This is a genomic window from Neisseria wadsworthii 9715 (assembly GCF_000227765.1).
GTDB classification, from domain to species: domain Bacteria; phylum Pseudomonadota; class Gammaproteobacteria; order Burkholderiales; family Neisseriaceae; genus Neisseria; species Neisseria wadsworthii.
Genome location: NZ_JH165159.1, coordinates 1,048,352 through 1,071,586 on the forward strand (window position 1 = coordinate 1,048,352; position 23,235 = coordinate 1,071,586).

The 23,235-nt window shown below is 46.3% G+C and carries 23 protein-coding genes; 8 read left to right on the forward strand and 15 right to left on the reverse strand.

Annotated features, from left to right (window positions below; genetic code table 11):
- The first annotated feature begins 124 nt into the window (after window positions 1-124).
- On the forward strand, window positions 125-1,090 hold the full coding sequence (gene speB, locus HMPREF9370_RS04795) for an agmatinase (protein ID WP_009116223.1): 966 nt from the start codon (window positions 125-127) through the stop codon (window positions 1,088-1,090).
- A 36-nt stretch (window positions 1,091-1,126) separates the two neighbouring features.
- Complete coding sequence (locus tag HMPREF9370_RS04800; protein ID WP_009116224.1) at window positions 1,127-2,110, forward strand: asparaginase; 984 nt, start codon at window positions 1,127-1,129, stop codon at window positions 2,108-2,110.
- A gap of 45 nt (window positions 2,111-2,155) precedes the next feature.
- Here HMPREF9370_RS04800 and HMPREF9370_RS04805 read toward each other — a convergent pair whose 3' ends face one another.
- The 3 genes from HMPREF9370_RS04805 to HMPREF9370_RS04815 form a co-directional block, all read right to left on the reverse strand.
- Entirely contained in the window at window positions 2,156-2,632 is a 477-nt protein-coding gene (locus tag HMPREF9370_RS04805) for a hypothetical protein (RefSeq protein ID WP_009116225.1), read from the reverse strand.
- Window positions 2,633-2,914: 282 nt separating this feature from the next.
- The gene (locus HMPREF9370_RS04810; protein WP_009116226.1) at window positions 2,915-3,226 is read right to left on the reverse strand and encodes a TonB family protein; all 312 of its coding nucleotides are present in this window, start codon (window positions 3,224-3,226) and stop codon (window positions 2,915-2,917) included.
- Window positions 3,227-3,372: 146 nt separating this feature from the next.
- On the reverse strand, window positions 3,373-3,561 hold the full coding sequence (locus tag HMPREF9370_RS04815) for a hypothetical protein (RefSeq protein ID WP_009116227.1): 189 nt from the start codon (window positions 3,559-3,561) through the stop codon (window positions 3,373-3,375).
- Window positions 3,562-4,350: 789 nt separating this feature from the next.
- On the opposite strand from HMPREF9370_RS04815, the gene dapF reads away from it, so the two are divergent.
- The 4 genes from dapF to HMPREF9370_RS04835 all read left to right on the forward strand — a co-directional run bounded on the left by dapF (window position 4,351) and on the right by HMPREF9370_RS04835 (window position 7,813).
- Window positions 4,351-5,199, forward strand: a complete 849-nt coding sequence (dapF, locus tag HMPREF9370_RS04820) for a diaminopimelate epimerase (protein WP_009116228.1) — start codon at window positions 4,351-4,353, stop codon at window positions 5,197-5,199.
- Between the two features lie 31 nt (window positions 5,200-5,230).
- Entirely contained in the window at window positions 5,231-5,830 is a 600-nt protein-coding gene (locus HMPREF9370_RS04825) for a hypothetical protein (protein WP_009116229.1), read from the forward strand.
- Between the two features lie 223 nt (window positions 5,831-6,053).
- Window positions 6,054-6,986 (forward strand): cysteine synthase A, encoded by a 933-nt coding sequence (cysK, locus tag HMPREF9370_RS04830; RefSeq protein ID WP_009116230.1) that lies wholly within the window; start codon window positions 6,054-6,056, stop codon window positions 6,984-6,986.
- 341 nt (window positions 6,987-7,327) lie between these two features.
- Window positions 7,328-7,813 (forward strand): hypothetical protein, encoded by a 486-nt coding sequence (locus tag HMPREF9370_RS04835; protein WP_009116233.1) that lies wholly within the window; start codon window positions 7,328-7,330, stop codon window positions 7,811-7,813.
- A gap of 158 nt (window positions 7,814-7,971) precedes the next feature.
- Here HMPREF9370_RS04835 and HMPREF9370_RS04840 read toward each other — a convergent pair whose 3' ends face one another.
- Together HMPREF9370_RS04840 and HMPREF9370_RS04845 are read right to left on the reverse strand one after the other, a co-directional pair.
- Entirely contained in the window at window positions 7,972-8,415 is a 444-nt protein-coding gene (locus HMPREF9370_RS04840) for a YiiD C-terminal domain-containing protein (protein ID WP_009116234.1), read from the reverse strand.
- A 299-nt stretch (window positions 8,416-8,714) separates the two neighbouring features.
- Window positions 8,715-11,519 (reverse strand): M16 family metallopeptidase, encoded by a 2,805-nt coding sequence (locus tag HMPREF9370_RS04845; protein ID WP_009116235.1) that lies wholly within the window; start codon window positions 11,517-11,519, stop codon window positions 8,715-8,717.
- Between the two features lie 481 nt (window positions 11,520-12,000).
- Between HMPREF9370_RS04845 and HMPREF9370_RS11610 the strand changes: the two genes are divergently transcribed.
- Complete coding sequence (locus tag HMPREF9370_RS11610; RefSeq protein WP_009116236.1) at window positions 12,001-12,945, forward strand: calcium-binding protein; 945 nt, start codon at window positions 12,001-12,003, stop codon at window positions 12,943-12,945.
- Window positions 12,946-13,058: 113 nt separating this feature from the next.
- Here HMPREF9370_RS11610 and HMPREF9370_RS04855 read toward each other — a convergent pair whose 3' ends face one another.
- The 10 genes from HMPREF9370_RS04855 to HMPREF9370_RS04900 all read right to left on the reverse strand — a co-directional run bounded on the left by HMPREF9370_RS04855 (window position 13,059) and on the right by HMPREF9370_RS04900 (window position 20,656).
- Complete coding sequence (locus HMPREF9370_RS04855) at window positions 13,059-13,730, reverse strand: DUF3108 domain-containing protein (protein ID WP_009116237.1); 672 nt, start codon at window positions 13,728-13,730, stop codon at window positions 13,059-13,061.
- Between the two features lie 19 nt (window positions 13,731-13,749).
- Window positions 13,750-14,376 (reverse strand): phosphoribosylglycinamide formyltransferase, encoded by a 627-nt coding sequence (purN, locus tag HMPREF9370_RS04860; protein ID WP_009116238.1) that lies wholly within the window; start codon window positions 14,374-14,376, stop codon window positions 13,750-13,752.
- A 184-nt stretch (window positions 14,377-14,560) separates the two neighbouring features.
- A complete protein-coding gene (locus HMPREF9370_RS04865) occupies window positions 14,561-15,184 on the reverse strand; it encodes a LysE/ArgO family amino acid transporter (RefSeq protein WP_009116239.1) in 624 nt (207 codons plus the stop codon).
- Window positions 15,185-15,450: 266 nt separating this feature from the next.
- On the reverse strand, window positions 15,451-15,888 hold the full coding sequence (gene bamE / locus HMPREF9370_RS04870; RefSeq protein ID WP_009116240.1) for an outer membrane protein assembly factor BamE domain-containing protein: 438 nt from the start codon (window positions 15,886-15,888) through the stop codon (window positions 15,451-15,453).
- A 113-nt stretch (window positions 15,889-16,001) separates the two neighbouring features.
- Entirely contained in the window at window positions 16,002-16,517 is a 516-nt protein-coding gene (locus HMPREF9370_RS04875) for a hypothetical protein (RefSeq protein WP_040666922.1), read from the reverse strand.
- A gap of 314 nt (window positions 16,518-16,831) precedes the next feature.
- Window positions 16,832-17,449: a flavin prenyltransferase UbiX gene (locus tag HMPREF9370_RS04880; protein ID WP_009116244.1), complete on the reverse strand. Its 618-nt coding sequence runs from the start codon at window positions 17,447-17,449 to the stop codon at window positions 16,832-16,834.
- A gap of 42 nt (window positions 17,450-17,491) precedes the next feature.
- Complete coding sequence (locus tag HMPREF9370_RS04885; RefSeq protein WP_009116245.1) at window positions 17,492-17,782, reverse strand: hypothetical protein; 291 nt, start codon at window positions 17,780-17,782, stop codon at window positions 17,492-17,494.
- A gap of 115 nt (window positions 17,783-17,897) precedes the next feature.
- The gene (locus tag HMPREF9370_RS04890; RefSeq protein ID WP_009116246.1) at window positions 17,898-19,307 is read right to left on the reverse strand and encodes an SLC13 family permease; all 1,410 of its coding nucleotides are present in this window, start codon (window positions 19,305-19,307) and stop codon (window positions 17,898-17,900) included.
- Between the two features lie 279 nt (window positions 19,308-19,586).
- Window positions 19,587-19,916 (reverse strand): hypothetical protein, encoded by a 330-nt coding sequence (locus tag HMPREF9370_RS04895; RefSeq protein WP_009116248.1) that lies wholly within the window; start codon window positions 19,914-19,916, stop codon window positions 19,587-19,589.
- Between the two features lie 62 nt (window positions 19,917-19,978).
- Window positions 19,979-20,656, reverse strand: coding sequence for an IS1595 family transposase (locus tag HMPREF9370_RS04900; protein ID WP_009116249.1), 678 nt, complete (start codon window positions 20,654-20,656; stop codon window positions 19,979-19,981).
- Window positions 20,657-21,166: 510 nt separating this feature from the next.
- Here HMPREF9370_RS04900 and HMPREF9370_RS04905 point away from each other — a divergent pair.
- Window positions 21,167-23,032 (forward strand): lytic transglycosylase domain-containing protein, encoded by a 1,866-nt coding sequence (locus HMPREF9370_RS04905; RefSeq protein ID WP_009116250.1) that lies wholly within the window; start codon window positions 21,167-21,169, stop codon window positions 23,030-23,032.
- The last annotated feature ends 203 nt before the right edge of the window (window positions 23,033-23,235 follow it).

Here is a 23,235-nt window from a genome sequence, read left to right on the forward strand (position 1 = left end):
TGGTTTGCGTATGGTTTAATTACGCTGCCATTACAAAAAGCGGCTTCCCGCCGTATTATTTTTTAGCGGTTGAACGCTAATACAACATTATTCGATTCGAGAAATTTCAAAGGCATTTTACACTATGACCGAAAAAATCTATGGCGATGGCGCATTCCGCCGCGAAGGACTGATAGGCTCAACTATTGAAAACACTTATGCCGGCGCATTATCGTTTATGCGCCGCAACTATACGCGAAATCTGGAAGGCGTTGATGTGGTTGTATCGGGTGTGCCTTTGGATTTGGCCACTACTTTCCGTCCGGGTGCGCGTTTGGGGCCGGCGGCAATTCGTGCGGCCAGCGTGCAATTGGCAGAGCTGAATCTTTTCCCGTGGGGATTTGACCCGTTTGATGATTTGGCGGTGATTGATTACGGCGATTGCTGGTTTGATGCGCATCAGCCTTGGACAATTCGGGAAACCATTGTTCAGCATGCGCGCGATATTATACAAAATTCCAAGGCAAAAATGCTTACGTTTGGCGGGGATCATTACATTACTTACCCTCTGCTGCAAGCTCATGCAGAAAAATACGGCAAGCCTTTGAGCTTGTTGCATTTTGATGCGCATTGCGATACCTGGCCCGATGATGCAGAAGAGTCGTTAAATCACGGCACCATGTTTTACAAAGCCGTTAAAAACGGGTTGATTGATCCGAAAACTTCGGCGCAAGTCGGTATCCGAACTTGGAACAGTGATTTTATGGGCATGAATATGCTGTTTGCGCCGTGGGTAAATGAAAACGGTGTAGATGCTACCGTGCAGCGGATTTATGAAATCATCGGCAATAATCCTGTTTACATTACCTTCGACATCGATTGCCTTGATCCGGCCTTTGCTCCGGGTACCGGAACGCCGGTGCCGGGCGGGTTGAATTCGCATACGGCTTTGGGCATCGTCCGCAAGCTCGGTGATTTGAATATTGTGGGTATGGATGTGGTGGAAGTGGCGCCGTCTTATGACAGTGCTGAAATTACTGCGATTGCCGCCGCGCATGTGGCCGCCGATATGCTTTGTCTGATGCGTAATAAAAAAGTTGCGGGCAAATGATAATGCCTGTCTGAAAAAAATTGTGGCAGTTGTTCAATGAAAAAACATATCTTTGTTCTTTATACCGGCGGCACCATAGGTATGAGTGCGGGCAGTAAAGGCTTGGTTCCCGACACCGCTTTGGTTGGCAAAGCGCTTGCTCCGTTTGCTGCACGCTGCGATTTTGACTGGCATGTTTGCAATCCGCTGATTGATTCTTCTGCCGTTACGCTGCTCAACTGGCGAAACTGGCTGGCTATTCTGAAAGACAAAATTCCTCAATACGATGGGGTTTTGGTGCTACATGGCACGGATACGCTGGCTTATACAGCCAATATATTTGCATTGTCGTTAAAAGGCTTGAATAAGCCCGTTGTGCTCACCGGTGCACAATGGCCTTTCAATAGTGAAAACAGTGATGCGCCGCTGAATTTGGCCACGGCGGTGGCAGCTCTGGAACGGCCGGATCTGAAAGATGTGATGCTGGCATTTAATGGCAAGCTGTTTCCTGCGGTAGGCAGCAGCAAACTCAGCACAGAATCCGCTGCGGCATTCGATAATGCGCATTTTGGTGCATCGGGTATGTGGAGTGAAGAAGGCGGTTGGGAGAAAGTATGCCTGTCTGAAAAAACAGTAGAACCGTTTGCCGTGCAAGAAATTAATCCGGAAGCCAATATTGAATGCTATACATTGATTCCGGGGATAATGGCCGACACTATTGCACGCAATATTGTTCATGATACTGCTGATGCGGTGATACTGCAAACTTACGGGCATGGAAATGCGCCGGATACCCCGTCATTGATTGAAGCAGTGCGCACTTTTACGGAACAGGGTAAATTGCTTCTAAATATCAGCCAAGTACCGCAAGGTTGTGTAGCCGCGGTATATGCCCAAGGTAGTGCATTGTGTGAGGCCGGGGCCGTGAGTGGTGGAAAATGTAATCTGGAAACAGCAGTTGCGTTGTTAACATTAGCTGTGAGTAGGCAGGCTGATGTTACATGGCTGAAATCACAATTGCATTGTTTGCATTTAATTTGAGATAAAGAATGCCTGTCTGAATATTCAGACAGGCATTGATCATGGTTAATATTTTGCACCGGTTAGTCTGCCGTTTTGATAAGTTTGCTGACGCATGATATTGCCGTTATAAGCATAAACGGTCAGCGTGCCATCGAGCGGATGGGCATTGAAGTCCATTAATTGCTTGCGTGTTAATACCATTGGGTCGGTGCGTTTTCTGCCGTTGTCTTCATAAAAATCTTGCACAATATATTCATTGTTGCTGCGTTTGCTGATGAGTTGGCGGTAGAATCCACCTTTCACGGCCGCATCGCTGGTGTTGCCCTGTGCATCGAAGTGGGTAACGATTTGCTCCTCAATAACATTGATGCCTGAATCAGATTTCTTACTGGAAATGTCCACCGGTATGTTAACCGATGTTCCTAAGCCCACATGTGAGCCGATACGGCTGCCGATGCCGAGGTTGACAGACATGCCGGAAGGTCCGGAACTGCATGCGGCCAGTAGAGGGAATAGAAGAAATGGAATGTATGCTTTCATTATTTGTCTCTTTTAATCTGACGATTTAATTGAAAGTATATAGTTGAATTTTCAAAATTGGTAATTGAAATAGCGTAAGTATTCCTGTTTATTGCGAGGCAGGGGTTTTAACCGGCCATTGCTTGCTGTTATGAATGATAAGGCTGAGAAAACCCGCTTTTATGTTGTGATGACATTCAGTTTTTTACATATAACAGGATTCTGTGTCAGGTGTGGCTTAATTATGTAAAAATCCGGCAAAACAGGCCAAAGCTGCTTCGCCGGATTGGATTGGCTAAAATCTTAATAACCGTATTTAATCTCTTTGATGGTGCTAAACACGCGGGCTTCACCGTTTTGAGATACAGGGCGTAGCTGCTGGCGAGACATCCACTCCACTGCAGCTTGATCAATTTGTTTAGAGCCGCTGCTGCGCGCAACTTTAATGTTTTCAGTATACCCGTCAGGCTTAATGGTTAGGCGAAGTGCTAACTTGCCTTTAATCGGTGCTTTGGCCTGACTGGCTTTTTCATAGAACTTAACATCGCTGACCGCCGCTTGTGCAGTTCCAAACAGCATGGAGCTTACAAGCAATGAGAAAAGGATTTTTTGCATATGAATATCTCTCTTATGGATTGAAGAAATTGTTATTGATTGCAGAGATATTTTAAATGGGTAAAGTTCCGGTCGGCTAAAAAAAAATTAAACGGTCAATATTTGGAATGAATATTGACCGTTGCATTTTGTTTATATGGAGAAATTTATTTATTCATGCCAAAAGTAGAGGCGGTTTGTAAGGTTTGGCTTAACACTTCAGTTGTTGAAGAGTTGATTGGGTTGCTATGTGTGGCCAGCGTTTGAGGGTCTCCCATCAGAATAAGTGCTAATACAGCAATTTGCAGCAATAATCCGATAATCAAAGGCAGATAAGCTTCAACATACTTTTTCATGACGTTTTCCTTGGGTTTGTAATGTTATTCGTAATGTTATTGAATGTAGTTTTTATAACGTTGGCAAAGTGATTTTGCCGGTTTGTTTTGTGTTTTGTTGGGTGTATTTTGTCTGTTTTAAGAGGAAATATCAATAGAGGATTTGTCAAAAAAAAATTGATAAACGGTATTTGATAAGGAAGTATGTATTTGGTATGGCGATAATTCTTGCCACTAATGGGCAGTAGGTGACAAATTATGTCGCTTTAGTTTGTCATTAAATGATTTTATATGAATTAGTTTATATAAAACATATTGTTATTTTTATTTTTAAATAGGGTATTCAGAATGTGGGATGACATTTTTTTGTATATTTTTAGCGAAAAATTTATTTAAATAAATACCGATTGTTTTAAATTACAACCGATTAAACTGTATCTTTTATGCAACTATTTGATTGTGTGAGTGCTCAACATTGGCGATGAAGCCTGTTTGATTGAGTTGATGAATGGATGAGTTTGCAAGAAATCCATTGTAATATTCTAAATGTATATTTAGGCTTGGTCTGATAAAGATTTTGAGACGCGTAATTGTATGGTGAAGGCGATAGTTTATGAAAATTTTGCCTATCGTCTGCAACTGATTTCATTTTTGTTTTTAGTAGTTTAAAAAATCATACTTTTTGAATGAAGTTGAACAACATTGCAGAATTATTAAGTTAGATTATAGAAGAAGGTTTGGGCTTATGTTATAAAGCTAGTTTAAGCGGCAGTTTGTGTGCTGCCGTTGGTTTGAAGAAAGTTGTTGTTTATGAAAACGCTGAAATTTACGAAAATGCACGGCTTAGGTAATGATTTTATGGTGGTTGACGGTATCAGCCAGCAATTTGATCCTTCCCAAGCTCCTTTAACACAATGGGCAGACCGTCATACGGGGGTGGGGTTTGATCAGTTGTTATTGGTTGAAAAGCCGCATACGGATACAGTGGATTTCCGCTACCGTATTTTTAACGCTGACGGCAGTGAAGTAGAGCAATGTGGTAATGGTGCGCGTTGTTTTGTGCGTTTTGTGACAGACAAAGGTTTAACCGGCAAGCATGAAATCGTAGTGGAAACGGCACGCGGCATCATTTTGCCGAAATTGATGGAAAACGGTTTGGTCACGGTAAATATGGGCAAACCGCATTTTGCACTCGAGGAGATTCCTTTTTTGCCGCCTGTTCAGGAAGAGGAAAATGCACTCACCTACAGGATTATGGTGGGTTTGGAATCTGTTCCGGTGAGCTGTGTCAACATGGGAAATCCGCATGCAGTTATTCTTGTTGAAGATGTTGCTTCGGCACCTGTGCAGCAATGGGGCGCCGAGATTGAATCGCATGAGTGCTTTCCCAGCCGCGTTAATGTTGGTTTTATGCAGGTTGTGGACAAAACCCACATCATGCTAAGGGTTTTTGAGCGTGGCGCAGGCGAAACAAGGGCATGCGGCACCGGAGCGTGCGCTGCTGTGGTGGCGGGTATCCGATTGGGTTTGCTGGCTGCTGGGGAATCGGTTCGGGTAAGTTTGCCCGGAGGCGATTTGTTTATCATTTGGGAGTCGGAGCAAGATGTTTTGATGATGGGGCCTGCAGAAACCGTGTTTGAGGGTGAGCTGCAATATTGATGTATGCTGCTTTCGGCTGTGCGAGGAAAATATGCCGGGTGATTTCGGTTTGTGGTGCTTATTGGTTTATATCGGAGTGTTTTTGTACACTTCATTTAAAGAAGGTATGTTCCAATGGCTTTGGGCAGGCGTGTTGCTCTGGCTGGGGTTGAGCATCTTATTTGGAAAAGTATTGCCTGGTTTGGCGGGAATCACGCATGTAAGCGCTTTTTATGTGCCTCAATTTTATATTGCAGTTGCCAGTTTGTTTTTCTTTGTTCATAAATGGCACCGCTTGCCGGGAAAAAGTTTGTGGATTGCGAATGCGGGCGTGTTTATCAGCTTGTTTGCAGTCACCGGTGTTTTGATGCACGCGGCTTTTTTGTGTTTGTGTAGCTTGGCTTGGCTTAATTATCCGCACGGTATGTCGGCGTATATTTTGCCTGCGCTATTTCAAATGTATGCTTTGGAGCCGGAGTATTGGATTGGAATGCAAGTTTTGCTGATGGCGTTGTTTTATCTTCATCGTGTAGCAGTGGAAAAACAGCCCGGTAATGTATTCAGCTTGGGGCAGTTGCAAAGCGGTTTTCTGTTATCTTTGCTGTATCAGGTTGTTTGGGTAGCTGCTTCAATGCCGCATTTTCGTTATTGATGTATGCGTGTAGCGAAAGTTAAGTTTATTTGTTATAGCTGTGGCAATTAATATTTCCTATTTGAGTGGTATCTTTTTGTATAGAATATTAATTTTCACAGCTATTATAAGCACTTTACAATTGCATATAATTTTTAGTTTTAAGTATGTGCTAATAAATTATTTGGCTTTCAGACAGGCATTACTTAGTATAGCTTAGTTGGTAAATTAAGGAGCATAAAGAATGAAGATTGCAAGTAGCATTACAGATTTGATCGGCAACACACCATTGATTGAGTTGAACCGTTTGAGCAAAGATTTGCCGGGTCGGGTTGTGGCTAAGCTGGAGTTTTTCAATCCTGGCAGCAGCGTGAAAGACCGTATTGCGGCAGCTATGATTGATGCGGCTGAAAAAGCAGGCAAAATCAATGCAAACACCATTATTGTTGAACCGACCAGCGGTAATACCGGTATCGGTTTGGCGATGGTGTGTGCGGCGCGTGGTTATAAATTGGTCATCACGATGCCGGAAAGCATGAGTAAAGAGCGTCGTATGCTGTTGCGTGCATTTGGTGCCGAGTTGGTATTGACCCCTGCTGCCGAAGGGATGGGCGGAGCGATTGCGAAAGCGCAAGAGTTGGTAGACAGCGATCCTGAAGTTTATTTTATGCCGCAACAGTTTGAAAACGCTGCTAATCCGGAAGTGCATCGTAGAACAACCGCGGAAGAAATTTGGCGTGATACCGACGGTCAAGTCGATATTTTTGTTGCAGGCGTCGGCACCGGTGGTACAGTAACAGGTGTGGGCGAGGTGCTGAAAGAACGGAAACCATCGCTTGAGGTGTATGCTGTTGAGCCGGAAGCTTCACCGGTATTGAGCGGCGGTCAGAAAGGCCCGCACCCGATTCAAGGTATTGGCGCAGGGTTTGTTCCCGGCATCTTGAACACCGGTATTTATAATGGTGTGATTCAAGTGCCAAATGATGCGGCTTTCGCTACGGCCCGTGCAGTAGCTGAGAAAGAAGGGATTTTGGTAGGGATTTCTTCTGGCGCGGCTGTTTGGAGTGCATTACAGTTGGCGGCTAAGCCTGAGAATAAGGGTAAGCTGATTGTGGTACTGATTCCTTCATATGGTGAGCGTTATTTGTCTACACCATTGTTTGCGGATTTGGCATAATCGTTTAATAAAAATTCAGACAGGCATTTAATGCCTATCTGAATTTTTTTGTTTGAGAGACGGCCTTTATACTGTCTACCCGATTTTCCGACGGTGCATTGTTTCATTAAATTAATCATACCGTTGCAGCCTTAAAAGAATACGCTTGGCAGAGAACGATAGTTCTTTTGCAATTCTTGTTTTATACTTACAAAAATTGTGTCACGGGTGCGTGTGTGCCTGCTTTATTATCTAATGATGCAGTGTCTGCGGCGAGAATGATGTTACGTAGCAGCTGGAATTGTTGTTGCGGTGTGTCGGGATTCTGTTTAATTATATTGAAAGTGATTGTAATAGCTGCCATGAGAAAATATCTTTTACCCATTATCTTGGTAGGGGCGCTGACCGGTTGTGAATCGATTTATCTGCCGACGTTGAAAGAAGTGCCCGTTCACCCAACCAATCCTAAACGCACAGAAGCGCCAAGCAGATTTGCTCTGGCTTCTACTCATTGGACCGATGTTTCAAAAATCAGAGATGAAGCTACCAGATTGAGTTATCAAGTCAGCAAAGGCCAGCTAACTAAAGTTCAGGCTGCGCAATATCTTAACCGCTTCCGTATCAAGCAGGTTGGCCGCAATGCGGTTGATGATAGTATGTATGAAGTGTATTTGCGTTCTGCGGTGGAGAGCCAGCGTGGAGCGATTAATACCGAGCAGTCCAAACTTTATATCCGTAATGCCTTGCAAGGTTGGCAACAACGTTGGCCGAGCATGACAAATAAACCGAATAATCCGGCTTTTACTAACTTCCTGATGGAAGTGATGAACATGAAGCCGCTGCAGTAATATTTTTGAGATGATGAATAATGCCTGTCTGAATATTTTCAGACAGGCATTATTTGTTTGGAGGATCTTTGGATTGGATGGCCTTGAGGTTTCCTTATTTTGAGGCTCGGAAGTCGTTGGGTGAAATTCTGCTGAAATGCCAATCGGTTGTTTTTCAATCAAGTTTTCGGCATGAAAGCCACGAATTTTCCATTGAACACGGCAACGAGTTCGTTTTGAACAAACATCTCGATTGATAATGAAATTTTTCCTTTGCCTGTAGTACGCAACATATCGTGCATATAAGCCCAATCTTCTTGAGGAACCGGCCGGGTTTTAACGGTCAGATCGCTCAATGCCGGGCGAAGATAGCGGGTATCGCCGTTTTGTATCACGATGTTGCCTTGTGCTTGGGGGCAGTTCACATGTACTGCCGACCAGCCGCATAATGTGGCCGCAAGTGCGATGCTGCCGCCGAAAACGGTGTTTTTATGGTTTCGATTGATGGCGTGTGGCATGTGCAGCTTAATTGATTCGGGATTACACTGGACAACGCGGATATCAAGGGCGTGTGTGGCAGGAATGTTTTGATGCAGGAAGCTTTGTAGCTCTTCGGCGGTCATGGTAGTAATAAGAGTCTGTTTGATGATGGTTTAATTATATAGCAAATAAATTTAACTTTTGCTATGGCGTTGCTACGCCTTAGCTTAAAGGGAACGATTTTGTAAGCTGGCCAAGCAGCAACAAAATCAGTCTCGTACTATTTGTACTGTTCGTGGTTTGTTGCTTTGTATGGAATATGTGTTCGCTACTATATGACGGTAAGTGCTTGAAATGATAATGCCTGTCTGAAAGATGGTTTCAGACAGGCATTACAGCAATCTGCCGCAGGTAGTCGTTCGGCAAAAATCTCGGGAATGATTTAGGGTTTGGGATCAATCAATAAAATGCGTGCGTTTGGTTCCGACCATAGCAGTTTTGCGGTTTGCCGCAGGCGGGTTTGAATGATGCTGTATTTTAATTCGGGTAAAGCGCGGATATAGCGCACATCGCCATATTTCTGGTGGCTTACTGCGAGCCTGTCCAGCCATACTTCCGGGTTTTTTTGACGCAAGGCTTCTTGCTCAATAAACAATTGTTGCAGGTTGGCTGCTTCATCTCGGCTGATGTCTTCCGGCATACGTTGCAGAATGTGCTGCGCAGCTTGCCATAATTCTTGGGCGCGCTGTGGTTCCGTATTGAAATAAAGCTGGTTTTCTACGAGGTTGTGTTCGGGATCGGGCTTAGTCGTGAACTTGAGGCTGTAAGTGCCTTGCAGGCGGCCGCGTAATTCGTTTTTCAGACGGGCATTGGCCAGATTGGCGAGCAACGGGATTTGTTCGGAGGTTTCCGGTGTCCAGTTATAAAAAGGCTGCCACGACCAGGCGCTCACGTCGGTGTGGTTGGTGTCGCCGATGGGCATACGCTGAACGGTGCTGCCTGTTGTCGGTTGCAGGCGGATGTTTAGAGTAGGCGAGCGGACAATGCCTGCAAGTTGCTGCTCGATTAAGGTTTTGATTTTTTGTGAAGATTCATTGGTTACTATGTAATATGCCACAGGCGTGTGATTGAGCAGGTGCCATTGTTGCAGCAGCTTTTCGCCGCTGAGTGCGGCTATCTGATTGCCGGAAGGCTCTTCATATTCGCTTCTTCCATAGCGTAGGTTGAATTCTGCGGTTTCCTGCCTGCCGGGTACGGAATTTTGGAATACCGTCCGCCGGGCAGCTTCGGTTTCCAACAGGCTTTTCCATTTGCTGTTGACATAGGTGGGGTTTTGATAAGCGCGGTAGAGCTGGAGCAGGTTTTCAAAAGAAGCGTTTGGTGCGCTGCCGTTGAAAACCTGATGGTAAGGTGTGATTTCGTAATTAAGTTTGATTTGGCGCTGGGATTTCCAGGTGGCAAACTGGGTTTCAGACAGGCCTAGCGGCGCGGTTTTCCAAATGATTTCTCCGGCCAGGTGGGCTTGCCATGGCACAACATTGTTTTGTAGATAGCCTGTTTGCGAAATGATTTTGAGATAGGTTTTGTTACCGGCAGAAGGGTTTTGCAAAACGACGGCAGTGTCGCCGTTGCTTAAATTGATGATTTCGGTTTTGGCGGCTGAATCGTATTGTCCGCTTGTAATTTTGCCTGCCGGAGCTGCAATGGCAAACGGATTATCCGAGGTTGTTTGGGTGGTTTTGGCAACTGTGGCAGATGGCGGTGTGATTTTTGCTGCCGGGCGGGATTTTACCGGTTTTTGAGCAGTCGTGTTTAATTGGGCCGAAGGATTTTCTGCCAACATGGGGAGTTTGGCCGTGTCCGGCAGATTGATGCTGCCCATGCCGGGTGCCTGGGCTTGGATAAGTTTATCGTTGGCAGAAAGCATTTGCTTAATGCGTTCGTTAACATGTTGGCTGCTGATTTTATAGAGGGCGGGGCGTACGGCTGCAGTATGTTGCGCAGGGGTGCGCAAAGGTTTGTTATCCAGAATGGTTTCTTGGACTTGGGTAAGCAGCTCGTCAGGTTTGCTTGAAAAGTGCGGCTTATTTTGGCTGAGGCGCAAGAGATTGTTGACCTGGCGGCGGTAGGCCGCGGTTTCTTCGTTTGTAGCCGGTTCGGCCAGAATGTTTTGGCGGATATGCAGTAATGTGCGTAAGGCTTCGTCATGGCCTTCGGGTGTGATTTGGGCAAACAAGCCGATAAAGCCGGTGCGTTGGCCAAGATTACCGCTGCGCAAGATGAGTTTTTGTATGGATGGCGGCAGTGTTTGTTTTTGTAAGCGCTCGTTGATGATGAACGCAGCAAAGTTGTTCAATAGGCGTTCGTACTCACCCTCTGCGGTGTAAGTTTGGGCTGTTTCGTTGGGAAAGCGGAAGATGAGGTTAAGTTCGCTATCCGTATTGTCTTTGTCTTGCAAACGGTCTATATGCCAGCCTTGGCGGAGTTTGGGCTCATAGTCTTTTATTTGGCGCAGAGGTAGGTTGCGCAGAGGTAAATCGTTGAGATGTTTTATGATTTTCTCTTGAACCTGCTTGGGTGCGAGGGCGCTGATGATGATGATTTCGGCATTGTTCGGCGCGTACCATTTTTTGTGGAATGCGCTGAGTGTGTCGACCTGCATGGTGTTGATGGATTGTTCATCGCCTATCGGCCGGTATCGTGCTTCGCGTGAGCCGCTTTTCAGACTGGCCGTACGCTGTTGAGCCATGCGCTCTTGCAGGTTTTGAAGGGTTCGGATTTCGCCTTGGATGATTTTTTGCTCGTGCTGCCAGTCTGCCGCTTGAAACTGGCGTGGCTGAACGAACTGACGCATGATGATTAATGCTTGGTCAATTTGGTTGCGACCTTGGGGCGGCGTGAGCATATAGCGGGTGTATCGGTGTGAAGTTTGAGCATTGAAATGGCGGCCCATCTGCCAGCCTTTTTTACTCAAGGTATCGGCGATTCCGTCGGGAAATTGTGGGCTGCTTTTAAATGCTAAATGCTCAAGCATGTGGGCAGCGCCTTTCTCGCCCTCGATTTCATCGTTGGTGCCTGCATGAACTTGTAACCGTAATTCCAACCGTTTGCCTGCCTCTGGCGCTTGAAGGATGTGGTATTTCAAACCATTTGGCAGCTTGCCTTGGATATAGACCGTTTCCGCGGCAAAAGCAGGTAGCGAAATGATGATGGCGGCAATGGGAATCAGGGAAAAAATAGGGTTCATGATCAGAGGTGTGTGTAATGTGTTTCAGACAGGTATAGAAAAATGCTTTACGCACTAAGCCGATTAATCAGATTTAAGGCGTGGTACGGCTTAAACATCTTTGGTTTTCCAAAGATGTTTATTTTTATTGTGAAAACCTGTTTTAGTGGTTGTGTTTAGTGTGTTTTAAAGACTGGATTTTAATCGTTTTTGGTGTTTACTTGCGAAAATATTGCAAAGAAATACTGTAAAAGTCGTGTTAGTTTGGGTTGTGGGAATTAACAGAGTGGAGAAAGTCGGCTGAGTTTGGAAAATATTTTATTAAGCATCTTACTTATTGTTTGTTTTGGTTTTTAAGAAAACTGTTAGCCGTTTATCGTGCATGACATCCGAATAACGTATATTTAAATAATGCTATTTGGGTTAATGTATGATTGGTATATACAGAAGGGAGAATGCTTACTTAATTAATGTAGTATTAATCAATCTGGGAGATTATATCATGACTTATGGTATTAAAGTTGGTAAATACAACGATGGTTACTCACAAGCAATTAATAATTCTGCTTGGTATTATGATGAAAAATATTCGGGAAAAGGCAGCGACAAAAAACACGGCAAGAAAAAAGATAAAGATTGGGATGATGACTATTATGATAAAAAAGGGAAAGATAAAGATTGGGATGATAAATATGATAAGAAAGGAAAAGACAAAGATTGGGACGATGATTGCGATCGATGTGATGACGATTACAATGTAATTACCGGTGACGATTGTGATAATGTCCTTTGCGGCACTGAGTGTAATGATAAAATCGACGGTAAAGATGGCAATGACACCATTTATGGTAAAGGTGGCGATGATTTGCTGTATGGCGGCGATGGCTGCGATTACATTGATGGTGGAGAAGGTTGCGACACGATTTGCGGTGGTGACGGCGACGATATCCTGATCGGCGGCGGTGGCAACGACACGCTCTACGGTGGTGACGGCAATGACAAATTGTACGGCAGCAACGAAGCAGACTGCCTGTATGGCGAAGATGGCTGCGATTTGTTAGATGGCGGCTACGGCGATGATTATTTGAACGGTGGTTCCGGTGCAGATACTTATGTATTCGGTGCATGCTATGGTGATGATGTGATTGAGGATTGCGGCGATCCTTGCGAAACCGATGTGGTGGAATTTAAATCAGATATTAACCTGAGCGATGTGTGCTTTACCGCTTGCGGTTGTGATTTGCTGGTTACTGCCGGAAAAGGTGATTCCATCACAATCAAAGATTGGTTTGCCGGCAGTCAGAATCAAATAGAAGAATTTAAATTCTGCGAAGGTACCATCACCAACACCCAAATCAATGATGCGTTGGTATGTTACGATACCGTGTGCGCACCTTCGTTGATTCAATTGAGCGAAGAAGCAATGGGTGCAAATGTGATTGGATAATTAAAAATTATTTAAGAAGCAGTTATGGGTCGGTTATCCGACCCTTTTTTATAGCATTGAAAAATGCCTGTCTGAAAAAATTTCAGACAGGCATTACATTTTTTACCTAATGATTAAGGTTTCACCGCTTTACCGTTAATGGTGGCGGAAGTCAGTTTCAGATTATAGGTTTTACCGTCGTCAGTGTAGGTGATTTGTGCCGGGATATTGTTAACCGCTGTGGCAAACGAATAGTTGACGGTGCTGTCGCCGCGGTTGACACGGTATTTGTCGACTTGGGTTTTGCCGCCCGCGAAGCTGAACTGCTCGCTGCCGGTTTTACTCATGCCGCCTACGGAATACAGTTTTTTACCGTTGGTGATTTTCAAGCCGGCGGGTAGGCGGGCGTCGTTGGCGGCAAGTTGCCATGCCAATGTGAACAAGTCCATTGCGGGGCCGGATACGTTTTCGGTTTTCTGTTCGCCTGTTTTGCCGTATGTCACGCGGTTGCCGCTGAAGCGGGCTTCGGCATAGGTTTTGCTGCCGCGTACATCGCGGTAATAACTGGGCTTGAGCGTGTTGCCGGAAATGGTGCCGCCGCTTTCGAAGCGGATGCTGTACATCGGCACTTTGATATTCGATACGATGGTGTAGCTGTTACCGTTTCGGGTGAATGTCATGGTGGCGGGAATGCCGTAGGAGCCGCTATATTTTAATACTGCGTTTTGCGGCAGTTCGGCGGCAAGGGCCGGTAAAGCAGCGGTAGAAGCGCCAATCAGGGCGATGGAGCGGATTAATTTTTTCATAGTTGTCCTTTCTTTTAAGTCAGGCAAGCAATTGGGTGTGGGCATCAGGTGTGATGCTACCGAGCACGCGGTTTTGCCGGATGCTTAGTTTTCCTGCTGCAAAATCAGCTACGGCCTGAGGCAGCAGTTTGTGTTCGGCGGCTAAAACGCGTGTAGCTAAAGTTTCCGGTGTGTCTTTGTCTAATACAGGCACAACGCCTTGAGAAATAATCGGGCCGCAATCCAGTTCGGCCGTAACGAAATGCACGGTGCAACCGGCTACGCGGCAGCCGGTTTCCAGTGCGCGTTGGTGGGTGTTGAGGCCGGTAAATGAAGGCAGCAGGGATGGGTGGATATTGATTAGGCGGCCTTCGTAATGGGTGCAGAATTCGGGCGTGAGAATGCGCATAAAGCCTGCCAATACCACTAAATCCGGCTGGTAGCTGTCGATAAGCGCCATCATGGCGGTGTCGAATGCGAGGCGGTTGGCAAACGCTTTGTGGTCAAGCGTGCCGGTGGCGATGCCTTGCTCTTTTGCCCAAGCCAAGCCTGTTGCTGTTTCATCATTGCTTAATACAGCTACGATTCGGACATTGGGAATATTCGCGTTAACAATGGCCTGCATATTGCTGCCTCGGCCGGAGATGAGGATGACGATGTTTTTCATGTTATCTGAATAAGAAAAGTTAGAGGCAAAATAAGGCTTGCGGCGTATGGCGGCAAGCGGTTTAGCCTAATTTAACGGGATTTTAAACGGCGGTGTGCAAAATGCAAACAATGCCTGTCTGAAAAAGTTTTAGCTGAGCAAAAATTTGTGTTACTCGTTTTCAGACAGGCATGGCCGGTATTGATCAAAGCAGAATGCCCGCCGCCTGTCTCAATAAACCGAATGCCAAATAAAGCATCATCAGGGCGATTAGGCTGTCGAGTATCTGCCAAGTGCGCTCCCGGCGGAACAGCGGCAGCAGCAGACGTGCGCCGTAGCCGATGGCGGTAAACCAAATGCCCGAAGCGCTGAGAGCACCTGCCAGAAAATGCCATTTGCCCGTTGGCGGCAGCGGCGCGGCTGCGCCGCCGATGAGCATTACGGTATCGATGTAAACATGCGGGTTGAGCAAAGTTAGGGCGAGGGTTGTCGCCGCGGTTTTGAACGGGCTGGGCGAGGTAGGCGCGGTGTCGGGGGTGAGAATGCCGTTGCCCTGCCAAGCGGATTTTGCGCTCCGCCACGCATAGGCGAGCAGAAACAGACCGCCGGCCAGTGCCATCAGCGCGGTTGCCTTCGGGCTGTCGGCGAGCAGCGCGCTGACGCCGAACACGCCGGTGGAAATCAGGGCAAAGTCGCACAGCCAGCAAATCCATACGACCACTCCGACATGCTGCTTGAGCAGGCCTTGCTTGAGCACAAACGCATTTTGTGCGCCGATAGCGGCAATCAGGCTGGCGGTAATCATAAAACCGGAAAGAAAAGCGGACATATCGGGATTTCTTCTAAGAAGCGGCAATAATGAACGGGTTGGCGGTGTTTTTCTTTAGAATAAGTGTGGAATTATATAGTTAAACTACTTAATTTTGGTAACACTTCCGTCATACTCGGGCTTGACCCGAGTATCTTGAGTTTCAGTAAATTTTGGGATACTCGGGTCAAGCCCGAGTATGACGTATGTACTTTTTCTTAAGTTGATTGACTATAGTAGTATTTTTTAAAGTTTAGGCTGGTTTTCAGACAGGCATTGATGCATCGCTAGTGCCGGCAATTTGCGTGTGCTACAGGCTCCCAGAAGATGCCTTCAACCGTGTTGCTTTTTTTATTGAACACAATTTTATACTGGCATTGCTGCATTTTGCCGCTAAAAGCGTAGCGGTAGAGATAGTTCCATTCGGTTAGGTAAGAGCTGCCGTGGTGCCAGGGCTTGCCGAGCAGTTGCTGCACGGTCGCGGCGTTCATGCCCGGGCGGATTTGGTTGAGTTTGTCCCAGTCGGGCTTGATACCGAGATTGGGGTCGTTAACCGTGCGCCATTTGAGGATATGGTTCACTTTGTAAGCCTTTTGCTTGTAGGTAACTTCGTATTTTTTGCCGGATGTGTGAACGGGTAAAGTGCGCACCGTTAGTTGCGGTTGGGGCTTTTGGGCGCAGGCACTTAATAGGAGCGCAGACGTTAGGATAAGGTAATGTTTCATGATTATTTATTGAGATTGAATAGGATAAATGAGTTTAGCAGAATGGTATATAAACAAAACAATGCCTGTCTGAAAGGTTTCAGACAGGCATTTTGTGGTGTTCGGTCTTGTAGTTAGAACGGGGCGTCGAGCAAAGCGGCCAAGCGGCGGGAATTGGCGATTAAGCCTTCGTCTTGTTGTTCGTCAAGCTCCAGAGCAGTTTTCATCATCAGAAGATTAGCCGGCCGGCCTGAATGCAGGCTCATTTGGATACGCGCCGGAGTGAAATCGAGGCCGTGTTTGCGGGCGAATGCTTCGGCGCGGCGGTTGGCGGTTTCCAGCATAAACATCAGGCTGATATCAAGATGGAATACGCGTGCCTGCAAAACCAAGATACGCGCGGCAAACCAGTCGGCTTCGTCGGTGATGATGCTGGGTGTGTTTTTGCCTTCTACCAAACGCTCGGCGGCAATCATCAGGGCAACCGTGCGCACTTGCGGCAGCATGGCTTCGCAGAACAGGGCGCCGGGGTGCTGCGGTAAATCGGCTAATAGCAGGTCAACGCGGTGGGCGTTGCCGTCAACCACCAAATTGCAGCGGCTGAGAATTTCGGGCTGGTGTTGTACGATGCAGGCTGCTTGGGTTTTCATGATGGTCTTCCTTATATTGAGATGGTTTAGCAGGCGGCCCGGAAATTTCAGGTAAAACAAAAACCGCCTGTGGATTTTACGGGCGGTTTCTTGTTTGGTGTTCAATTGCTGCTTTCAGACAGGCACAAACAGATACCGCGCATTGCTGCGGTACCAATAAAAATAAGTGTTTGTGCGGATGGTGTTCATATAAAAGCTTTCGTAGGCTTAAAACTGAGTTAGTTGGGCGAAGATTAAAACAGTTTGTCTAGAATTGTCAATATCCATTTGACAAAAGCTGCAATCATGCCGACAAATTCGCGCAATCCTTCCATTTATTCCCCCCATTTTGGCATAAGTGTGTGCTCTATGCGCAATTGATCGAGAATTCTGGCAACAACGAAGTCGATTGAGTCGTTTAATGTCTTCGGATGGTGGTAAAAGCCGGGCGACGGGGGCAGAATAACGGCGCCCAATTGTGAAAGTTTGAGCAGGTTTTCCAAATGCAGCGACGATAAAGGGGTTTCGCGCGGCACGAGAATCAGAGGGCGGCGCTCTTTGATGGCCACGTCGGCGGCGCGTTCGATAAGATGGTCGGACGTACCGTGCGCGATTGCGGCAACCACGCCCATGCTGGCAGGGCAGACAATCATGGCATCGGCCGGGTTGGTGCCGGAAGCGGGCGGGGCAAACCATTCGTCTTTACCGAACACACGCAGTTTTTCCGGGGAAACTTGGAATTTTTCGCACAGCATTTCGCGGCAGACTGCCGTGTTGGCAGGCAGGGAAAGCCCCATTTCCTGCTGCGCCACCACTTGGGCGGCTTGGGAATAAAGTAGCCACACGGTTTTATCGGCTTTAAGCAGGCATTCGAGCAGGCGTATGCCGTAGGGCATGCCGGAGGCGCCTGTAAAGGCAAGTGTAACAGTTTGGATGGAGCCGTTGGCTGTCATTGCGGGACTATCGTTGTGAAAAAACGCTGATTATACAGAAATTTAAAACAGGCCGAAATAATGGCAGATGTAGCCGGTAAGTATAACCGGCGGCAGGAAAAGCCGGGCAAATTGCCGTTTGACTTGAGGCTGCTCTTTCAGGTGTGCGGCCAGAAATTTGAATAAAACATATTTAAACAAAAATACGCACTCGCAAGCCAGAATGATACCGTAAGTGAGATGATTGGCCGGTGTTTGGGCGGGATTGAACGTGAAATAAACGATGGTGACCAGCGGAATCAAACATACGGCCAGCCAATGGAAGAGCATGTTGTTTGCAGAAGCTGCGTTCATAAATTCTTGATGATGGGAGGAGATATAAAAAACGGGGATTATTTTAGCGGACAAAGAAGATGCCTGTCTGAAAAATTATTTTCAGATAGGCATGGTTCAGATTTATCACTATGGCTTACATTAAAAAGAAGTATGCCCATATACCTACTAGAAGAACGCACAACAGGTTGAGCAATATGCCTGCACGCATCATATCTTTCTGAGTTACCAAACCGGTACCGAATACGATGGCATTGGGTGGCGTGGCAACCGGCAGCATAAATGCACAGGAAGCACCGATGCCGATAATCATAACCAACACTTCTTTAGGCAGGCCCATTTGTGTAGCGACGCTGCCGAAAATGGGTACGAGCAGTGCTGCAGAGGCGGTGTTGCTGGTAAATTCAGTTAGGAAGATGATAAATGCGGCCACAGCCAATACGACAATAAACGGATGTGCCAGAACGAAAGCCGTTGCCATTTCCTGACCGAGCACGGCGGAAGCGCCGGAATGTTTTAAAAGATTACTCAAGGCAATCCCGCCGCCAAACAGCATCAATACGCCCCAGTCAGTGTTGCGTGCCACTTCGCGCCAGCGAACGGTGCCGAACACCACCACTGCGGCTGCAGCACACAAAGCAATGAATGAATCCGGGTTAATAATGCCGAATTTTTCTTTCAACGTGCCGCTCATAATCCACGCAGCTGCCGTTACGATGAAAATAATGATGGTAATAATGCGGTGCAGCGTCCACGGAATATGTTCTTCTTTTACTTGGACACGCTTGGAAAAATCGGGTTTTAAAATAACGTATAAAGAAAGTAGCATCAGAGGCAGAATCAGAATCATCATGGGCAGAGCCAATTTCATCCAGCCGGCAAAGTCCAAATCAAGCGCTTTGGCTGCGATGTTGTTGGGCGGAGAGCCAACAACCGTGCCTAAGCCGCCAATGCTGGCGCAATAAGCAATGCCCAGTAAAACGAACACAAACGTTTTGCGGTCTTTCTCTTTATCGAGATGATCCATTAATCCCAAAGCCAAAGGCAGCATCATCGCCGCGGTGGCCGTGTTGCTGATCCACATGGATAAAAATGCTGTGGCGGCAAATATGAGCAAGACCGCCACCAGCATATTGCCTCGAGAAAGGGAAATCAGCCAAACTGCAATTTTACGGTCGATGCGCTGCATATGCAGGGAGGTAGCCAGTGCGAAACCGCCGAAAAACACATAAATAATCGGGTCGGCAAAGCTAGCCAGCGCCTGCTTGGTATTCATTTCGGGAATGTGGAATAAAACGGCCAAAATCGGCACCATCAAAGCGGTTACCGTGATGTGAACAGCTTCGGTAAACCACATAATTGCCACAAAGCATAAGATGGACAAGCCTTTGTTGACGGTGTCTTCATAAGGCAGAATCATATAAACAATCGCGCTGATAACGGCTGCGATAATAGTAATCAGCAATCCTTTGAAGTTGGTAATCGGCGCTTGTGCGCTTAGCAACTCGGTATTTTCAGGCAGGCTTTGTTTAGGGCTCTCGCTCATTTATTGTTCCTTGTTGATTATTGTGAAGGTTTTTATATTCGGTTCCGACTTATTTTTTTGCTTGAAATTTAATCAGGCAATCTTGGAAAAATTACAAAAATTGAGAGTTTGTAATTGTATGTAGTATAAAGTTAACTTCATGGAAAAAGCAAATCGTTTTATTTTTGCGCAATAAAATGCCTGTCTGAATATGTCTTTCAGACAGGCATTTGAGTTGTCGGAATGGATTTTATACAGCTGTGAGCCGCATGCTTTCATGTTTGGCGACGGATACGGCGATTAATAACAGCTTTGTGCAAACCCTTTTGCATTATGTTGGCAGAAACGGCCTTCATGTGGATTCCAGCGGTAGCCTGCGCCTTCTCCGTTGGCAATTTTCTTAGGTTTGGATGCTTTCGGGGCTTTGGCGGAATGGTTGTTGTTTTTGGCTGATTTTATGGATTTTTTGGCATGAAAGCGTTTGAGTTCGTCACAAGAGGGGGTGCCGTTACGGTCTTTTAACAAAGAGCCTTGCTCAATCCGGCAGGCACGCTCCAATCTTTCTTGCTCGAAAGCGTGGGCATCGAAAGTAAGAAACAGAAATAATAAAGGGATAGCATATTTTGACATGGCGTTTTCCAATGATTCCGTTAATGTGATGGGTTACTTGATGGGGCTGAAGTAGATTAGCCCTAAATATCACACCAAAGCCGTAGAGTTTTTAACTGCTGCTTTGGTGTCCCGAAGTTAAAACGAAACTCACATTCTTTCAAGAACAGAGGAAAAGACAAGAACAGAGGAAAAGATTTTCGATTGATTCCGTTGTATTCGCGCAAGACACGTTTCGCCTGATTCCAAAAATTCTCAATGCCGTTGATATGGTTTTGCCGGTCGGCAAACTTTTTGCTGTGATTAATCCTGTGATGGTGAAAACCGCTGACATCCAACACGTCGTAACTGCTCAAGCAGTCCGTATAAACTACGCTGTCAGGCGTGATTTTCCTCGTAATAACAGGAAAAGGAAATAAGCTTTCTCGTTGAGCATTGTTCACGAGAACCGTATAAACCTTGCCTCCACGTTTAAGGATACCGAAAGCCACCACTTTACCTGCTGCTCCCCTACCGCGCTTTCCTGTACGCTTACCGCCGAAATAGTTCTCATCCAATTCTATAGCGCTCTCAAAAACCTGATCTGCTTTCAAAGCCAAATGATGGCTGATAACAAGACGGATTTTGCGGTAGAAGAGAATGGCCGTATTGGGCTGAATAGCCAAGATATCGGCAGCAGAACGTGCGGTTACTTCCAATACAAAATATTCAAGCAGTTTTCTTTGCAGACTCTTCTTTAGCTTACAGTGGGTTATCTTCATTTGGGCAGCCTATCATGACTGCTAATCTACTTCAGCCCCAAATTTTATAGTCAATTAACACATTTTTGATACAAGGCAGTAAGCCGTAAACAGTATAGTTGGTAAGGGACTGATTGTGTTGCTGCTTTAGCAGCTTACAAAATCGTTCTCTTTGGGTTAAGGCGCAGTAACGCCGTAGCAAAAGTTAAGTTGATTGGCTATATGGCTGTGGAACTCTGAATCTTTTCATAATGCGTTGGTTTGCCTTACAGTACGATCTATATTGTTTGCGGCTTACCGCCACATTTGAAATATTAATGATCGGCTGTTTTCCAATTATTGACACAAACTCAGATTTAAAAAATGTAAAGATTTGTTTATTGTATGAGCTGTCCGCTTAAATCGCTTAGAATTTCAAGTCTGATTTTTAAAATGATCAAATCTAAACAATATAGGCTGTGAAGCGGGGCTATTTGTTCGGCTTGCCAGCTGAATCTGAATAATATTAATTTAACAGAAGAATATCTTAAGATGATGCAAAACCGTATTTTCAAGCTCACGATTGTGGCGGTTGCCGTTACGGCTTTGGCTTCTTGTTCGTCCCGCGAGCAGCGTGTAGAGCCGGTAAAGCGTGGAGCAGATGCCACGCACAGCGGCGTACATTTGCCAATAGTCAGAGCCACTGAGTCTCCCAGTAAAATTTTATCTGACTATCAAATGTATCAAAGCGTATTGGATGCCATCAAGCTTGATGATGATGTATTGCCTTCGCAGTTTCTGAGTCTCGCAGATAATAATAGTGCGATGGCTGAAAATGTTCGTAATGAGTGGCTGAAAAGCTTGGGCAAGCGCGGCCAATGGGCGCAGTTTCAGCAGCAATTTGCCAAGCTGGATAAAGCAGGCCGTGTGCAGGAGGTATCCTGCTACGCCGAATACAATGAGTTGATGCAGGGAAAAAGAAGCGAACTGGCTAAGAAAATTGTTGGTGAGCTGGGTAGACAGGCAACAGGCTGTACCTTGTTGGTAGAAGAATCGGCAAAGCGCGGGCAGCTGGATACGCAAAGTGCCTGGCGCCGCGTAAGAGGCTTGATCAGCAACAATCAAATCACAGATGCACGCAATCTGGCCGCTGCGCTGGGTAGCCCGCTGGATGGCTTTGAAGGGCCGGGCGCACAAGAAAAATTGTTGGTCAATGTGATTAGCCCTTCTGCCCAGAAAAACGGCTCTGCGGCAAGCCGTTTGAGTGATTTGGATGGCATGCTTACCCGTGAACAGAGCGGTTTTGCTTGGGGGGTGCTGGGTTATGCAGAGGCTAAAAAACAGAATTTTTCTACTGCGTTGAACTATTACAACCGCGCCGATAAAAAGCAATTGTCCGACGATCAGTTTGAATGGTATGCCCGCTCGGCTTTGCGTTTTTCCCGCTGGGGTGATTTGGCCAGTATTATCGAAAGTATGCCTGAGCACTTGAAAAAGAAACCGGATTGGCAATATTGGCTGGCACGCAGTTTGGCTGCTCAAGGCAATAGCGGCCGTGCGAAAAGTTTATACTCTCAGGCTGCCCAATCAGGACGTAATTTCTATGCCGTGATGTCGATGGAGGAATTGGGCCAACGGGTCAGCGCTAAAAATAATGTGTCGGATGCTTCGAAAAAAGATGTGAAAAAACTGGCGCAAGACGGAGCGATTGACCGCGCGCTGAACCTTTTCCAAGCCAGCCAAACATCGGGCGATTGGAAAATGCGCCGCCAAGCCCAGGCAGAGTGGCGTTTTGCCATCCGCGGTTTTAATGAAGATACTTTATTGGCCGCTGCGCAACTTGCTTTTGACAAAGGTTTCTATGAAATGGCTGTAAATACGGCCGACAGCACCAATCAGAAGTTGAATTACACGCTCCGTTATATCTCGCCGTTTAAAGATATTACCGTGCGTTATGCGAATCAAGTAGGCATTGATCCGGCTTGGGTATATGGTCTTATCCGTCAAGAGAGCCGGTTCATGCTGGGCGCGCAATCCAGCGTCGGTGCGCAAGGTTTGATGCAGGTTATGCCTGCAACTGCACGTGAAATTGCCGGCAAAATCGGTATGGACAGCAGCGAGTTATATACTATGGACGGCAATATCCGCATGGGTACTTGGTATATGGCGGATGCCAAACGCCGCTTGCAGAACAATGAAGTGATGGCCACAGCCGGCTATAACGCAGGGCCGGGCCGGGCACGCAACTGGCAGGCGGCTATGCCGCTGGAAGGCGCGATTTATGCGGAAACCATTCCGTTTAATGAAACCCGTGACTATGTGAAAAAAGTGATGACCAATGCGACTTATTACGCAACAATGTTTAATGAGCCGCAAACATCGCTGAAACAGCGTATGGGTACTGTGCCCGGGCGTTAATTTTTTCAGACAGGCATTTTAGTTGTTAGCTTTAAAAGCCCATCACATTGATAGTGATGGGCTTTTTAGTTTAGGGTTTGTATTAATGTGTCGATTGACTATAGCAAATGAACTTAACTTTTGCTACGGCGTTACTGCGCCTTAGCTCAAAGAGAACGATTTTGTAAGCTGCTGAAGCAGCAACACCATCAGTTCCGTACTAT

Coding starts and splice junctions, on each gene's coding strand:
- speB (WP_009116223.1), top strand. CDS start 125: ATGACCGAAAAAATCTATGGCGATGGCGCATTCCGCCGCGAAGGACTG.
- HMPREF9370_RS04800 (WP_009116224.1), top strand. CDS start 1,127: ATGAAAAAACATATCTTTGTTCTTTATACCGGCGGCACCATAGGTATG.
- HMPREF9370_RS04805 (WP_009116225.1), bottom strand. CDS start 2,632: ATGAAAGCATACATTCCATTTCTTCTATTCCCTCTACTGGCCGCATGC.
- HMPREF9370_RS04810 (WP_009116226.1), bottom strand. CDS start 3,226: ATGCAAAAAATCCTTTTCTCATTGCTTGTAAGCTCCATGCTGTTTGGA.
- HMPREF9370_RS04815 (WP_009116227.1), bottom strand. CDS start 3,561: ATGAAAAAGTATGTTGAAGCTTATCTGCCTTTGATTATCGGATTATTG.
- dapF (WP_009116228.1), top strand. CDS start 4,351: ATGAAAACGCTGAAATTTACGAAAATGCACGGCTTAGGTAATGATTTT.
- HMPREF9370_RS04825 (WP_009116229.1), top strand. CDS start 5,231: ATGCCGGGTGATTTCGGTTTGTGGTGCTTATTGGTTTATATCGGAGTG.
- cysK (WP_009116230.1), top strand. CDS start 6,054: ATGAAGATTGCAAGTAGCATTACAGATTTGATCGGCAACACACCATTG.
- HMPREF9370_RS04835 (WP_009116233.1), top strand. CDS start 7,328: ATGAGAAAATATCTTTTACCCATTATCTTGGTAGGGGCGCTGACCGGT.
- HMPREF9370_RS04840 (WP_009116234.1), bottom strand. CDS start 8,415: ATGACCGCCGAAGAGCTACAAAGCTTCCTGCATCAAAACATTCCTGCC.
- HMPREF9370_RS04845 (WP_009116235.1), bottom strand. CDS start 11,519: ATGAACCCTATTTTTTCCCTGATTCCCATTGCCGCCATCATCATTTCG.
- HMPREF9370_RS11610 (WP_009116236.1), top strand. CDS start 12,001: ATGACTTATGGTATTAAAGTTGGTAAATACAACGATGGTTACTCACAA.
- HMPREF9370_RS04855 (WP_009116237.1), bottom strand. CDS start 13,730: ATGAAAAAATTAATCCGCTCCATCGCCCTGATTGGCGCTTCTACCGCT.
- purN (WP_009116238.1), bottom strand. CDS start 14,376: ATGAAAAACATCGTCATCCTCATCTCCGGCCGAGGCAGCAATATGCAG.
- HMPREF9370_RS04865 (WP_009116239.1), bottom strand. CDS start 15,184: ATGTCCGCTTTTCTTTCCGGTTTTATGATTACCGCCAGCCTGATTGCC.
- bamE (WP_009116240.1), bottom strand. CDS start 15,888: ATGAAACATTACCTTATCCTAACGTCTGCGCTCCTATTAAGTGCCTGC.
- HMPREF9370_RS04875 (WP_040666922.1), bottom strand. CDS start 16,517: ATGAAAACCCAAGCAGCCTGCATCGTACAACACCAGCCCGAAATTCTC.
- HMPREF9370_RS04880 (WP_009116244.1), bottom strand. CDS start 17,449: ATGACAGCCAACGGCTCCATCCAAACTGTTACACTTGCCTTTACAGGC.
- HMPREF9370_RS04885 (WP_009116245.1), bottom strand. CDS start 17,782: ATGAACGCAGCTTCTGCAAACAACATGCTCTTCCATTGGCTGGCCGTA.
- HMPREF9370_RS04890 (WP_009116246.1), bottom strand. CDS start 19,307: ATGAGCGAGAGCCCTAAACAAAGCCTGCCTGAAAATACCGAGTTGCTA.
- HMPREF9370_RS04895 (WP_009116248.1), bottom strand. CDS start 19,916: ATGTCAAAATATGCTATCCCTTTATTATTTCTGTTTCTTACTTTCGAT.
- HMPREF9370_RS04900 (WP_009116249.1), bottom strand. CDS start 20,656: ATGAAGATAACCCACTGTAAGCTAAAGAAGAGTCTGCAAAGAAAACTG.
- HMPREF9370_RS04905 (WP_009116250.1), top strand. CDS start 21,167: ATGATGCAAAACCGTATTTTCAAGCTCACGATTGTGGCGGTTGCCGTT.